General features: G+C 71.5%; 9 protein-coding genes. 3 read left to right on the forward strand and 6 right to left on the reverse strand.

Features of this window, described 5'->3' with window-relative positions:
• Positions 1-153 precede the first annotated feature (153 nt).
• Positions 154-1,653, reverse strand: coding sequence for a 30S ribosomal protein S1 (gene rpsA, locus ACH45E_RS11775; protein WP_361437177.1), 1,500 nt, complete (start codon positions 1,651-1,653; stop codon positions 154-156).
• Positions 1,654-1,970: 317 nt separating this feature from the next.
• On the opposite strand from rpsA, the gene ACH45E_RS11780 reads away from it, so the two are divergent.
• Both ACH45E_RS11780 and hrpB read left to right on the forward strand, forming a co-directional pair.
• Entirely contained in the window at positions 1,971-2,831 is an 861-nt protein-coding gene (locus ACH45E_RS11780; RefSeq protein ID WP_361437179.1) for a class I SAM-dependent methyltransferase, read from the forward strand.
• A gap of 4 nt (positions 2,832-2,835) precedes the next feature.
• The gene (hrpB, locus tag ACH45E_RS11785) at positions 2,836-5,367 is read left to right on the forward strand and encodes an ATP-dependent helicase HrpB (RefSeq protein ID WP_361437181.1); all 2,532 of its coding nucleotides are present in this window, start codon (positions 2,836-2,838) and stop codon (positions 5,365-5,367) included.
• Here hrpB and ACH45E_RS11790 read toward each other — a convergent pair.
• The 3 genes from ACH45E_RS11790 to ACH45E_RS11800 form a co-directional block, all read right to left on the reverse strand.
• Entirely contained in the window at positions 5,357-6,349 is a 993-nt protein-coding gene (locus tag ACH45E_RS11790; protein ID WP_361437183.1) for a DUF3068 domain-containing protein, read from the reverse strand. The two genes, hrpB and ACH45E_RS11790, sit on opposite strands and share 11 nt — an antisense overlap.
• A gap of 25 nt (positions 6,350-6,374) precedes the next feature.
• Entirely contained in the window at positions 6,375-6,509 is a 135-nt protein-coding gene (locus tag ACH45E_RS11795) for an SPW_0924 family protein (protein WP_361437185.1), read from the reverse strand.
• 174 nt (positions 6,510-6,683) lie between these two features.
• Positions 6,684-8,450 carry a lytic transglycosylase domain-containing protein gene (locus ACH45E_RS11800; RefSeq protein ID WP_361437187.1) on the reverse strand — a complete coding sequence of 589 codons (1,767 nt, stop codon included), beginning with the start codon at positions 8,448-8,450 and terminating at the stop codon, positions 6,684-6,686.
• 280 nt (positions 8,451-8,730) lie between these two features.
• Between ACH45E_RS11800 and ACH45E_RS11805 the strand changes: the two genes are divergently transcribed.
• The gene (locus ACH45E_RS11805; RefSeq protein WP_361437189.1) at positions 8,731-9,597 is read left to right on the forward strand and encodes a DUF4184 family protein; all 867 of its coding nucleotides are present in this window, start codon (positions 8,731-8,733) and stop codon (positions 9,595-9,597) included.
• Here the strand turns inward: ACH45E_RS11805 and ACH45E_RS11810 are convergent.
• Positions 9,518-9,910, reverse strand: coding sequence for a hypothetical protein (locus ACH45E_RS11810; RefSeq protein ID WP_361437191.1), 393 nt, complete (start codon positions 9,908-9,910; stop codon positions 9,518-9,520). The two genes, ACH45E_RS11805 and ACH45E_RS11810, sit on opposite strands and share 80 nt — an antisense overlap.
• A 256-nt stretch (positions 9,911-10,166) precedes the next feature.
• Positions 10,167-12,893, reverse strand: a complete 2,727-nt coding sequence (gene polA, locus ACH45E_RS11815) for a DNA polymerase I (protein ID WP_361437193.1) — start codon at positions 12,891-12,893, stop codon at positions 10,167-10,169.
• Positions 12,894-13,018 lie beyond the last annotated feature (125 nt).

The raw sequence follows: 13,018 nt of genomic DNA on the forward strand, positions 1-13,018 counted from the left end.
CTGGAACGTGGGCATTCCCGCGCCACCGCCATGATCAGGAATCGGTGCGTCTTCGACGGGGCCCGGCTGCAGTCCGGGCCGCGAATACGCCTGAGGGGCCGCACCTCGAAAGGTGCGGCCCCTCAGGACCAGCTATCGCCTAAGCGGCAGCGTTCAGCTCTGGCCGCCGGCCAGCTTCTCGCGCAGCGCGGCGAGCGCCTCGTCCGAGGCCAGCGCGCCGGAGGTGTCCGGGCCCTCGGAGGAGTACGAACCGCCACCGGACGCGGCCGGAGCCGCACCCGCAGCGTCGCCGCCCTCGGCAGCGGCCTTCTCGTCCGCCTCGCGGGACTTGATGACCTGCGCCTGGTGCTGCTCGAAGCGCTGCTGCGCCTCGGCGTACTGGTGCTCCCACGCCTCGCGCTGGGTCTCGTAGCCCTCGAGCCAGTCGTTGGTCTCGGGGTCGAAGCCCTCGGGGTAGATGTAGTTGCCCTGGTCGTCGTAGGACGCGGCCATGCCGTACAGGGTCGGGTCGAACTCGACCGAGGCCGGGTCGGCACCGAAGGACTCGTTGGCCTGCTTCAGCGAGAGGCTGATGCGGCGGCGCTCGAGGTCGATGTCGATGACCTTGACGAAGATCTCGTCGTTGACCTGGACGACCTGCTCCGGGATCTCCACGTGGCGCTCGGCCAGCTCGGAGATGTGGACCAGACCCTCGATGCCCTCGTCCACGCGGACGAACGCACCGAACGGAACCAGCTTCGTGACCTTACCGGGCACGACCTGGCCGATCTGGTGGGTGCGGGCGAACTGCTGCCACGGGTCTTCCTGGGTCGCCTTCAGCGACAGGGAGACGCGCTCGCGGTCCATGTCGACGTCGAGGACCTCGACCGTGACCTCCTGGCCGACCTCGACGACCTCGGAGGGGTGGTCGATGTGCTTCCAGGACAGCTCGGAGACGTGCACCAGACCGTCGACGCCACCCAGGTCCACGAAGGCACCGAAGTTGACGATCGAGGAGACGACGCCGGAACGGACCTGACCCTTCTGGAGGGTGGTGAGGAACGTCTGGCGGACCTCGGACTGGGTCTGCTCCAGCCAGGCACGGCGGGACAGGACCACGTTGTTGCGGTTCTTGTCCAGCTCGATGATCTTCGCCTCGAGCTCCTTGCCCACGTAGGGCTGGAGGTCGCGGACACGGCGCATCTCGACCAGGGAGGCCGGGAGGAAGCCGCGGAGGCCGATGTCGAGGATGAGACCACCCTTGACGACCTCGATGACGGTACCGGTGACGATGCCGTCCTCTTCCTTGATCTTCTCGATGGTGCCCCAGGCACGCTCGTACTGGGCGCGCTTCTTCGAGAGGATCAGGCGGCCTTCCTTGTCCTCCTTCTGGAGAACAAGGGCTTCGATCTCGTCACCGACGGCGACGACCTCGTTGGGGTCGACGTCGTGCTTGATCGAGAGCTCGCGGCTCGGGATGACACCTTCGGTCTTGTAACCGATGTCGAGGAGAACCTCGTCCCGGTCAACCTTGACGATGACGCCGTCGACGATGTCGCCATCGTTGAAGTACTTGATCGTCTCGTCGATAGCGGCGAGGAAGGCTTCCTCGTTACCGATGTCGTTGACCGCAACCTGCGGGGTGGTGGCGGTGGTCTCGGTGCTGCTCGTCATGTGGGAAAGGGCTCCGGTACGGACATTGAAGTCGTAGGTACTGCTTACGCCGGGAGCCCGTTTCGCTCTGCAGAAGCCGGACAGCCAAGGAAGCGCCCCACCGGTATGGGTGATGACGCCTCGACAACCGAGGGGACATACAACAGATGCGAGCGCAGCCTGCTACGTCTGAGGTGCGCAGGCCCGCAGCGCAACTTGTAGCATACGGGGGCAGCCGGACAGGGTCAATGCGCGAAGCCGCACACCCGGGGCGGATCGCCGCATACCCGGCACAAGAACCGTCCCACGAGGCCAAGCAGGCCTGAGGGACCTCTTCGGTGACACGACCCCGGCGGGTTGCACGGAAGAGTACGACGAGGGAGCCGATCATCCAAGAGCCCGAACCGTTCGAACCGGAAGCCACCCGGCGTGCCGCCGGGACGACGGAGAGTTCCCGGGCCAACCGGGGCTGGTGGGACCGGAACGCGGACGAGTACCAGATCGAACACGGCACGTTCCTCGGTGACGACCGCTTCGTGTGGAGCCCCGAGGGCCTGGACGAGGTGGAGGCGGAGCTGCTCGGCCCGCCCGAGGACCTGAAGGGCCGGGACGTACTGGAGATCGGCGCGGGCGCCGCCCAGTGCTCGCGCTGGCTGGCCGCCCAGGGAGCCCGCCCGGTGGCCCTGGACCTCTCGCACCGCCAGCTCCAGCACGGGCTGCGCATCGGCGGATCGTTTCCGCTGGTGTGCGCCGACGCCGGCGCGCTGCCCTTCGCGGACGGCTCCTTCGACCTGGCGTGCTCGGCGTACGGGGCGCTGCCGTTCGTCGCCGACCCGCGGCTGGTACTGCGCGAGGTGTGCCGGGTGCTGCGGCCGGGCGGCCGGTTCGTGTTCTCGGTGACGCACCCGGTCCGCTGGGCGTTCCCGGACGAGCCCGGGCCCGAGGGCCTGTCGGTGTCCGGCTCCTACTTCGACCGCACGCCGTACGTCGAGCAGGACGACGAGGGCCGGGCGGTGTACGTCGAGCACCACAGGACGCTCGGCGACCGGGTCCGGGACGTCGTGGCGTCGGGCTTCCGGCTGGTGGACCTGGTGGAGCCGGAGTGGCCGGCCTGGAACAGCTCCGAGTGGGGCGGGTGGTCGCCGCTGCGGGGAAACCTGATCCCGGGGACGGCGATCTTCGTGTGCGTACGAGACTGAACGTGTGATCCGTTACGACGCCCTGGACGCCCTGCCCGTACGCGGCGCCCTGCCCGCGCTGAACGAGGCCCTGGACGGGCACGGCGCCGCCGTCCTCGGTGCGCCGCCCGGCACCGGCAAGACGACGCTGGTTCCGCTCGCGCTGGCCGGGCTGCTCGGAGACGACGGGCCCGCGCGGCGGGTGGTCGTGGCCGAGCCGCGGCGGATCGCGGCTCGGGCCGCCGCCCGGCGGATGGCCTGGCTGCTGGGCGAGAAGGCCGGCGACAGCGTCGGTCACACCGTGCGCGGCGAGCGGGTCGTGGGCCGGCACACGCGCGTGGAGGTCGTCACGACCGGTGTGCTGCTGCAGCGGCTGCAACGGGACCAGGAACTGACCGGTGTCGACGTGGTCCTGCTCGACGAGTGCCATGAGCGGCATCTGGACGCCGACACGGTGGCCGCGTTCCTGTGGGACGTCCGGGAGACGCTGCGGCCCGAGCTGGGGCTGGTGGCCGCGTCGGCGACGACGGACTGGAGGGAATGGGCGCGGCTGCTCGGCGGGGCGCCGGTCGTCGAGGCCCGGGGTTCCGCTCACGCGGTCGGCATCGTCTACGCGCCCCCGGTGCGTGCGGTACGGCCGCCGCACGGCATGCGGGTGGATCCGGCGCTGCTCGCGCACGTGGCGTCGGTGGTGCGGCGGGCGCTGGCGGAGTGCGCGGGGGACGTGCTGTGCTTCCTGCCGGGCGTGGGTGAGATCGCGCGGGTCGCCGGGCTGCTGGGGGACCTGGGTGACGTGGATGTGCTCCAGGTGCACGGGCGGGCACCGGCGGCGGTGCAGGACGCCGTGCTGGTGCCCGGGCGGCGGCGGCGGGTGGTGCTGGCGACCTCCGTGGCGGAGTCGTCGCTGACGGTTCCCGGGGTGCGGGTGGTCGTCGACTCGGGGCTGGCCCGGGAGCCGCGGGTGGACCACGCGCGCGGGCTGAGCGCGCTGACGACGGTACGGGCGTCGCACGCGGCCGGGCGGCAGCGGGGCGGGCGGGCCGGGCGTGAGGCGCCGGGGGTCGTGTACCGGTGCTGGTCCGAGGCCGAGGACGGGCGTCTGCCGCGGTTTCCGTCGCCGGAGATCAAGGTGGCCGATTTGACCGCGTTCGCCCTCCAAGTGGCCTGCTGGGGCGATCCGGACGCCTCCGGGCTGGCGTTGCTCGATGCTCCGCCCGGCGGGGCGATGGCTTCGGCGCGGAGCGCCCTCGCTGCGATCGGGGGCGTGGACACGGCCGGGCGGGCCACCGAGCGAGGGATGCGGTTGTCTCGGCTGGGATTGCATCCCCGGCTGGGGAGGGCGTTGCTGGACACCTCTGGCGCGGGTGCGGAGGTTGTCGCGCTGCTGAGTGAAGAGGCGCCCAGGGATTACGGGGATGACCTGGCGTCGGCCTTGCGTGTCGCGCGGCGTGGCGGCGACGCGTACGCCAAGCGGTGGGCTGCTGAGGTTCGGCGGCTGCGGGCCGTCGTGTCGGAGGGGGTTTCGCACCCACCCACCCGTGGCCCCCGGTCACCAGTGGACGCCCAGGTCGGTGCCGTGACCGGCGACGACCGGATCGCCGGGCTCGTCGCCGCTCTCGCGTTTCCCGAGCGGGTCGCCAAGCTCGACGGCGGGTCGTACCTCATGGTCTCCGGGACGCGGGCCGAGCTCGCCGAGGGGTCGCCGTTGCACGGGGCGCCCTGGATCGCCGTCGCCGTGGCGGACCGGCCGCTCGGCAAGGGGCACGCGCGCGTGCGGCTCGGGGCCGCGGTCGACGAGGAGCTCGCGCGGTCCGCGGCGCGCGCGCTGTACGAGGAGCGGGACGAGGTGCGCTGGGGGGACGGGGACGTCGTCGCGCGCCGGGTGGAGCGGCTGGGGGCGGTCGAGCTGGCGGTGCGGCCTCTGAAGGACGTCGATTCCGGCCTCGTACGCCAGGCGCTGGTCGAGGGGCTGCGGCAGGAGGGGCTCGGGCTGCTCCGGTGGCCGGTGGAGGCCGTCGGGCTGCGGCAGCGGCTGGCCTTCCTGCGGTTGCGGGTCGGGGAGCCCTGGCCGGACGTGTCCGACGAGGCGCTGTACACGCGCGTGGACGAGTGGCTGGAGCCCGAACTCGGCCGGGCCCTGCGACGCGCGGACCTGGCGCGGATCGACGCGGGGGCGGCGCTCGGGCGGCTGTTGCCCTGGTCCTCGGGTGAAGCCGCGCGGCTCGACGAGCTCGCCCCCGAGCGGATCACCGTACCGAGTGGGTCCAGAATCCGGATCGACTACGGCGATCCGGAGCGGCCCGTCCTCGCCGTGAAGCTTCAGGAGATGTTCGGCCTGCGCGAGTCGCCCGTCGTGGCGGGGGTGCCGCTGCTCGTCCATCTCCTGTCCCCCGCCGGGCGGCCCGCCGCCGTCACCGCCGACCTCGCGTCCTTCTGGAAGGACGGCTACAAGGGCGTACGGGCCGAACTGCGCGGGCGGTATCCGAAGCACCCGTGGCCCGAGGACCCGGCCACCGCCGAACCGACCCGCCACACCAACGCCCGGCTCAGGCGCTGACCGGCTCCGGTGTGGGGGCCGGCGAGGGGTCGGGGTCCGATGGTCTGCGGCCGTGTGCCTCCAGGTACAGGGACAGCGCCAGCAGCAGGGTGCCCAGGATCAGGAAGCCCCAGGGCAGGTACGACGTCATCAGCAGGATGATCGTGCGGTTGTGTTCGACCAGGGCCACGGTGTGCTGGATGTAGTCCTCGCGCATCTTCACGTCCCCCGCGAACGCCGTCACCTTGGCGCGGCCGCCGAGCAGGGTGCCGCCGCGCAGTTCCTCCTGGTGGCTCTCCTCGCCGTAGACGGGGGCGCCGGTGACGGGTTCGACCCAGAATCTGCGGACGGTGGTGTACCAGCGGGTCGTGCCGGTCTTGGCGACCGTCTCGGGGGTGATGCCCTTGACCGGCATGGTCTTGGGCATGCTCACCTTGGTCCACGGGATGGTCTGCTCGAAGTAGTAGACCTTCAGGCCGCGGAACGTCCGGGTGCCCTGGTAGTGGATGGGGTTGGTGGTGCGGGTCTGCGCGTCGAAGTACTCGTAGTCCCGTTTCTGCGTGAGGAAGGGCCACTTGAACTCGATGCCGTCCCGCCTGACGGGATCGCCGTCGACCATCTCGCCGGTGGCGTGGACGGGTTCCTGGGAGTGGGCGTCGAAGATGTAGCGCTCGGGGACCTTGGAGACCATCTTGCCGTCGGGGCCCTGTACGTAGGACAGGCCGTTCCAGACGACCACGTCCCGCCCCGCCGTCTTCTCGATCTTCCGGGCCGCCTCCACATCGCCCTTGAGGGTCTGCACGATGGTGACCTTGGAGACCTTCTTCGCCTTCATCGTGCCGTAGTCGAGGAGGGTGGCGTTCTTCGCCTCGAGGACCATGTCCTGGTACTGGTTCGCGGGGATCTCGGCCAGGCGCGGGAAGGCGTACCAGCGCAGCAGCGGGGACAGCGCCGCGAAGAACACGGCGACGGCGAGCAGGATCAGACTGGCCGTACGGCGCATCTCGGCCTCCCTCCCGGGCGGGCGGTCACGGGTGCGGGGGCACCGTGGTGAGCATCGGCTTGGGGGACGTGTCGCCGGTGGGCGAACCCAGCGAGCTGATCGCGAGGACCAGTACGAACGCGAGGACGAAGCCGGTCGCGGCGGCGATCAGGGCGCGCATACGGACCTCCCCCGGGCCGTCCGGAACGAGTGCGTCTGAAGTGCGTCTGACGTGTCGTCAGTTCCGGGCACGGTAGCAACGGGAGGTTGAGATGAGAACACGTCGCGCACATGGAACGAGGGCGCCCCTTCCGCCGGAGCGGACGGGGCGCCCTCGTCGGGCACGGGCCGGTCCCTATGCGGAGGGGCTCGGGGACGCGGTGGTGCTCTCGGTGCTGCTCGGCGAAGGGCTCGTCGACGGGTCCGCCGCGGCGACCTTGAGTTCGACGGTCAGCGTCGCGCCACCGGTGGTCGTGATGCGGAGCAGGAACGTGCCGGTGGTGTCGTCCGCGTACAGCTTCGGCAGCTTCAGCAGGCCCTTGGCGTCCGTCTCCAGGCCCGTCAGGGTGTAGACGGCCTTGCCGTCGGCGTCCTTGAAGTAGGGGCCCTTGTCGTTCACGGTCGGGTCGTCCGCGGACTTGATCAGGGTCGCGCTGGCCGCGACCTTGTCGGCGACGGCGCCCTTGTAGGTGGCCTTCACCTCCACCTGGTCGGCGAACTCGCCGCCCGGTGTGCAGGTCAGCGCGGTGTCGCTGGTGCGGGCGAGGGTGTCGGCGGCCCGGGCCGTGACGGTCGCCTTGTAGTCGACGCCGGTGACCGAGCGGCCCACGACGGCCGTGTGGACGGTGAAGTCGCCGGTCTTCTCGCCCGCCTGGAGCGTGGGTGCGACGGCGATGCCGGTGCTTCCGGTGACCACGGTGGCGACCTTCTCACCGCCGGTGAAGGTGGCGTCCGTGTCGCCGGTGATGGTGAACCGGATCCTGACCTTGCCGACGGCCTTGCCGGCCTTGGTCTCGGCGCGCGTGCTGATCCGCTTGGCGAAGGCGTCCCCGGCCATCGCGGTGAGCTTGGCGGTGCCCGCGTCCTCCAGGTGGTCCACCGTGTCGGTGGGGGTGGGGGGCGTGCTCGGCGGGGTGCTCGGTGGTGTGCTGGGCGGCGTACTCGGTGGTGTGCTGGGCGGGGTGCTCGGCGGTGTCGGGTCGGGGCTGCTGTTGCCGTGTCCCGGCTCGGTCGGCTTCGACGGCTTCGTCGGCTTCGGGGAGGGGGCCGTCCCCGGCGTGTGGTCGTCGCTGCGGTGCGAGGGCACCGAACCGGTGCCGTCGGGGACGGAGTGGGTGCCCTTGCGGTAGTACTCCAGCCACGACAGGACCGTGTTGAGGTAGTCCTGCGAGTTGTTGTAGCTGAGGATGGCGCTGTGCAGGCCGCTCTGCTGGGACAGGTCCCAGTTGTTGCGGCACAGGTAGTGGCCGGCGGCTAGCGCGGCGTCGTAGACGTTGTTGGGGTCCTTCACGCCGTCGTCGTTGCCGTCGCGCCCGGCCCAGGCCCAGGTGGACGGGATGAACTGCATGGGTCCGACGGCCTGGTCGTAGTGGCTGTTGCCGTCGTACGCGCCGTGGTCGGTGTCCTTGATGAGTGCGAAGCCGTTGCCGTCGAGCTGCGGGCCGAGGATCCGGCCGATGGTCGTGCCGTTCGCGTCGACACGTCCGCCGCGCGCCTGGCCGGACTCGACCTTGCCGATGGCGGCGAGCAGTTGCCACGGCAGGTTGCAGCCGGGCTTGGACCCGCGCAGTTCGGCCTCGGCCTTCTTGTAGGCGGCCAGGACGGTCGCGGGTATGCCCGCCTCGGCTTCACCCGTCGAGGCGGGCGCACCGGCGGTCGGCGACGGACTGGCGCTGGGATTGGGGCTGTTCAGCGGCGGCAGGTCCGTGTAGTACGGCGAGTCGCCGGTGGCGTTGCCGTCGGCCGTCGCGTCCGGCACGGTGGCGCCGGCGGCGGTCTGTCTGCCCGCGTCCTCGGCCGTCACTCCAGGAGCCTGGGAAGCGGAGAGAGCCGCTACCGCCGCCGCGGCCACGGCGGTGGTCGCCGCCCCTTTGCGCAGCCGACTGCCGAAATGCGCCGCCATAGAGTGAACCCCTCCCATGGACGCCCGAGCGCCCTCTCAAGTCTTTCCGCTCTTCCCGCTCGCTCTGTTCTGACGGATGACCTGTGGCTGTGGTTGCCCCCGTTGCGTATTTCCACTCGAACGCCGATGTGACCCTACGACAACTTCCTTTGCGGGGGCACCCGGTGCTGCCCGATTTTCACCGGTTGGCCATGTCCCGTTGGTCCGGGGCGCTGTCCCGCATACTGGGCGGCGTGATCACGGGCGATCCGCCCCGTAACATCCGGCGAAGGGGGCCGAGTTGCCGTTCACTTTCAGCCACGCGGCAGCGGTGCTGCCCGCGGTCCGCGGGGACGGATCCGGTCGGGGACGGCTGATACCGGCGGTGCTCGTGGCGGGTTCCTTCGCTCCCGACATGACCTACTACGCGGCGAGCCTGCTGCCCGGGGCGATGCGGTTCGGGGACGTCACGCACTCCTTCGCCGGGGTGCTGAGCGTCGACGTGCTGGTGTCCTGGGGGCTGGTCGGGCTGTGGCTGGTGCTGCGCGAACCGCTGGTGGCGCTGCTGCCGCGGGCCCGCCAGGGGCGGTGGGCGGCCCTGCTGCGGTGCGGGGCGCCACGCGCGCGCGTGCGGCCCGATTCGGTCGCCTGGTGGTACCTCTCCGCGGTGCTCGGCGCGTCGACGCACGTGGTGTGGGACGCGTTCACGCACCACGACCGCTGGGGGGTGCGGCTCTTCCCGGTTCTCGGCCGGTCCGCGGCGGGGATGCCGCTGTACTCGTACCTCCAGTACGGCTGTTCGCTCGTGGCCGCCCTCGTGGTCGTGGCGTGGGTGGGGCGTGCGGTACGGCGGGTGCCGATGAGCAGGCCGGTGAGCCAGCCGGTGGGGGTTGCGCTGCTGTCGGCGCGGGACCGGTGGTGGGCCGCCGTGGTGATCGGCGGCTGCGCGGTCGCCGGAGCCGCGCAGCGGGCGCTGCGGTGGTGGGCGTACTGGGGTGCCGTCGCGAAGCCCTGGGATCTGGTGCCGACGCTGTGCTTCGGGCTGGGTGCGGGGCTGGTGCCGGGGCTGCTCGGGTACGCCCTCGGGGTCAGGGCGTGGCGTCCGGCCCTGGATGCCGCCGGTCCGGGTGGGGACGGCGTGCGGCGGACCCGGTCGGCCGCTCGGTGAGGGGTGCCACGAAGACGGTCATGGTGCGCGCGGGGCGGCTGCTCGGGAGCCGTGCCAGGAGCAGGGCGAAGTAGCCGCGGCCGAGGTCGGCGGCCGCTTGTCTCGCCCGGGAGAGCCGGCCGGTGAGCCTGCGGCTGACGTCCGCCGTCGTCCTGCGGACGGTTCCGGCCGGGTCGGCGGGGATGCGGGCGGTGCTTGCCTCGGCCGAGAAGGCCGGAACCGGCGGGGGCGGCGTGTCCGGTGCCTCGGCGGCACCCGGGCGGCTCGGGGGCCGTGCGTGGGCCGTCCGGCGGTGGAGCGTGCGTATACCCATGACCGCATCTTTACGGGCGGGGGCGGTGGGGGCGTTCTGGCGGGGGCCACGTGAGTGACACGTCCCGGCGGGGCTTCGGCGGGGTTTGGGCGTGCGGGTGGGCCCGGGAAACAGGGGTCGGTTGGTTCGGCACCGCCGGAATGCACGTGGTTGTTCGCCGTGGCGGCGGAGATCAGGGGGGCGGGGATCAGGGGAGGCGGACTTCGGGGCTCGGCCCTGTTGGCCGAGCCCCCCTCTGCCGCCGAACCACCGGAGGCTAGTGCGCCGCCGATTCCCAGTCGGGGCCGACGCCGACCGAGACGTCCAGTGGGGCCCTGAGGGTGACCGCGGCCGCCATTTCGCGGCGGACGATCTCCTCCGTGGCCTCGCGCTCGCCGGGGGCGATCTCCAGGACGATTTCGTCGTGGACCTGGAGGAGCATGCGGGACCTGAGGTCCGCCGCCCGCAGCGCGCTGTCCACCTTGAGCATGGCGATCTTGACGATGTCCGCCGCCGTGCCCTGGATGGGCGCGTTGAGGGCCATGCGCTCGGCCGCCTCGCGGCGCTGGCGGTTGTCGCTGTTGAGGTCGGGGAGGTAGCGGCGGCGCCCGAAGAGGGTCGCCGTGTAGCCCGTCGCCCGGGCCTCGTCGACCGCGCGGCGCAGATAGTCCCGTACGCCGCCGAAGCGCTCGAAGTACGCGTCCATCAGGGCGCGGGCCTCGGCCGCCTCGATGTTGAGCTGCTGGGACAGGCCGAAGGCCGACAGCCCGTACGCCAGGCCGTACGACATCGCCTTGATCTTGCGGCGCATCTCCGCGTCCACCGCCGAGGCGTCCACCGCGAACACCTGGGAGGCCGCCGTCGTGTGCAGGTCCTCGCCGGAGGTGAACGCCTCGATGAGGCCCGCGTCCTCGGAGAGGTGGGCCATCACGCGCAGTTCGATCTGGCTGTAGTCCGCGGTCATCAGGGACTCGAAGCCGTCGCCGACGACGAAACCGCGACGGATCGCCCGGCCCTCGTCCGTGCGGACCGGGATGTTCTGCAGGTTGGGGTCCGTGGAGGACAGCCGGCCGGTCGCGGCCACCGTCTGGTTGAAGGTGGTGTGGATACGGCCGTCGCCCGCGACCGTCTTGATCAGACCCTCGACCGTGACCCGGAGCTTCGCCTGCTCACGGTGCCGGAGCATGATCACCGGGAGTTCGTTGTCGGTCTGGCCGGCGAGCCAGGCCAGGGCGTCGGCGTCCGTGGTGTAGCCGGTCTTGGTCTTCTTGGTCCTGGGCAGGGCCAGCTCGCCGAAGAGGACCTCCTGGAGCTGCTTGGGCGAGCCCAGGTTGAACTCGCGGCCCGCCGCCTCGTGCGCCTCCTTCACCGCCTGCTGCACCGCACCAGCGAACATCTGCTCCATCGCTTCGAGGTGCGTCCGGTCGGCGGCGATGCCGTGCCGCTCCATGCGGGCCAGCAGCACGGAGGTGGGCAGCTCCATGTCCCTGAGGAGCTCCGCCGCGCCCACTTCCTCGAGGCGGCCCTCGAAGGCCTGGCCCAGATCCAGCACCGCGCGGGCCTGGATCATCAGGGCCTCGGCCTCGGCGCCCTCGTCCGCGCCGAAGGCCAGCTGACCGTCGGCCGCGGCGGCCGGGGCCAGCTCGCGGTGCAGGTACTCCAGGGACAGCGCGTCCAGGTCGAAGGAGCGGCGGCCCGGCTTGACCAGGTAGGCGGCGAGCGCGGTGTCCATGGTCACACCCTCGACGGACCAGCCGTGCTCGGCGAAGACACGCATGGCGCCCTTGGCGTTGTGCAGGACCTTGGGGCGGTCCGCGTCGGCGAGCCAGGCCGCGAACGCGTTCTCGTCGGTCTCGTCCAGCTCGGCGGGGTCGAACCAGGCGGCGGCCCCGTCGGCGGCGGCGAGCGCGACCTCCGAGACCGAGCCGGTGCCCAGCGCCCACGCGTCGACGGTGGCGACGCCGAGCCGCTCCGCGCCGTGCCCGGCGAGCCACGGGGCCAGCTCGCCCGTGCCGAGGACCGTGCCGTCCAGCTGCACGCCGTCCGTCGCGATCGGGGTGGCCTCGGCCTCCTCCGCGCCCGGGTCGACGGCGTAGAGCCGCTCGCGCAGGGACGGATTGCGGATCTCCAGGGTGTCCAGGATCATCGCGACGGCCTTGCGGTCGTACGCGGCCCGCTCCAGGTCCGCGACCGACTTGGGCAGCTCGACCTGGCGCTCCAGCTCGGTGAGCCGGCGGTTCAGCTTGACCGCCTCCAGATGGTCGCGAAGGTTCTGCCCGGCCACACCCTTGACCTCGTCGGCGCGCTCGACCAGTTCCGCGAAGGAGCCGAACTGGTTGATCCACTTTGCGGCGGTCTTCTCACCGACCTTGGGGATGCCGGGAAGGTTGTCGGACGGGTCGCCGCGCAGCGCCGCGAAGTCGGGGTACTGGGCGGGCGTCAATCCGTACTTCTCGAAAACCTTCTCCGGGGTGAACCGGGTGAGCTCCGAGACGCCCTTCGTCGGGTACAGCACCGTCGTGTGCTCGGAGACCAGCTGGAAGGAGTCGCGGTCGCCGGTGACGATCAGCACCTCGAAGCCGGCGCCCTCGGCCTGGGTGGCGAGGGTGGCGATGACGTCGTCCGCCTCGAAGCCCTCGACCGCGAAGCGCGGCGCGTGCATCGCGTCGAGCAGCTCGCCGATCAGCTCGACCTGGCCCTTGAACTCGTCCGGGGTCTTGGAGCGGTTCGCCTTGTACTCCGTGAACTCCTCGGAGCGCCAGGTCTTGCGGGAGACGTCGAACGCCACCGCGAAGTGCGTGGGCGCCTCGTCACGCAGGGTGTTGGCCAGCATCGACGCGAAACCGTAGATCGCGTTCGTCGGCTGGCCCGTCGCGGTGGTGAAGTTCTCCGCGGGCAGCGCGAAGAACGCGCGGTAGGCCAGCGAGTGCCCGTCCATGAGCATCAGCCGGGGGCGCGTGCCACCGGGGGTCTTGTCGGTCGTCTTCGATGCTGTTTCTGCCACGCCCCCGATCCTGCCACGCCCCACTGACAGTCGGGGTCGGGGTGCGCGGGCGCCGGTTCACCGCAGGCACTGTCAGCGTCTCGCCCGACCGTAGGCACTGTCAGTGCCGCATGCGAGGATCGGTC

Source organism: Streptomyces sp. NPDC020299 (assembly GCF_044387825.1).
Classification (GTDB): Bacteria; Actinomycetota; Actinomycetes; order Streptomycetales; family Streptomycetaceae; genus Streptomyces.

What these genes read in the sequence shown, in the direction of transcription:
- rpsA (WP_361437177.1), bottom strand. Translation starts at nt 1,653, where the DNA reads ATGACGAGCAGCACCGAGACCACCGCCACCACCCCGCAGGTTGCGGTC.
- ACH45E_RS11790 (WP_361437183.1), bottom strand. Translation starts at nt 6,349, where the DNA reads ATGCGCCGTACGGCCAGTCTGATCCTGCTCGCCGTCGCCGTGTTCTTC.
- ACH45E_RS11795 (WP_361437185.1), bottom strand. Translation starts at nt 6,509, where the DNA reads ATGCGCGCCCTGATCGCCGCCGCGACCGGCTTCGTCCTCGCGTTCGTA.
- ACH45E_RS11800 (WP_361437187.1), bottom strand. Translation starts at nt 8,450, where the DNA reads ATGGCGGCGCATTTCGGCAGTCGGCTGCGCAAAGGGGCGGCGACCACC.
- ACH45E_RS11810 (WP_361437191.1), bottom strand. Translation starts at nt 9,910, where the DNA reads ATGGGTATACGCACGCTCCACCGCCGGACGGCCCACGCACGGCCCCCG.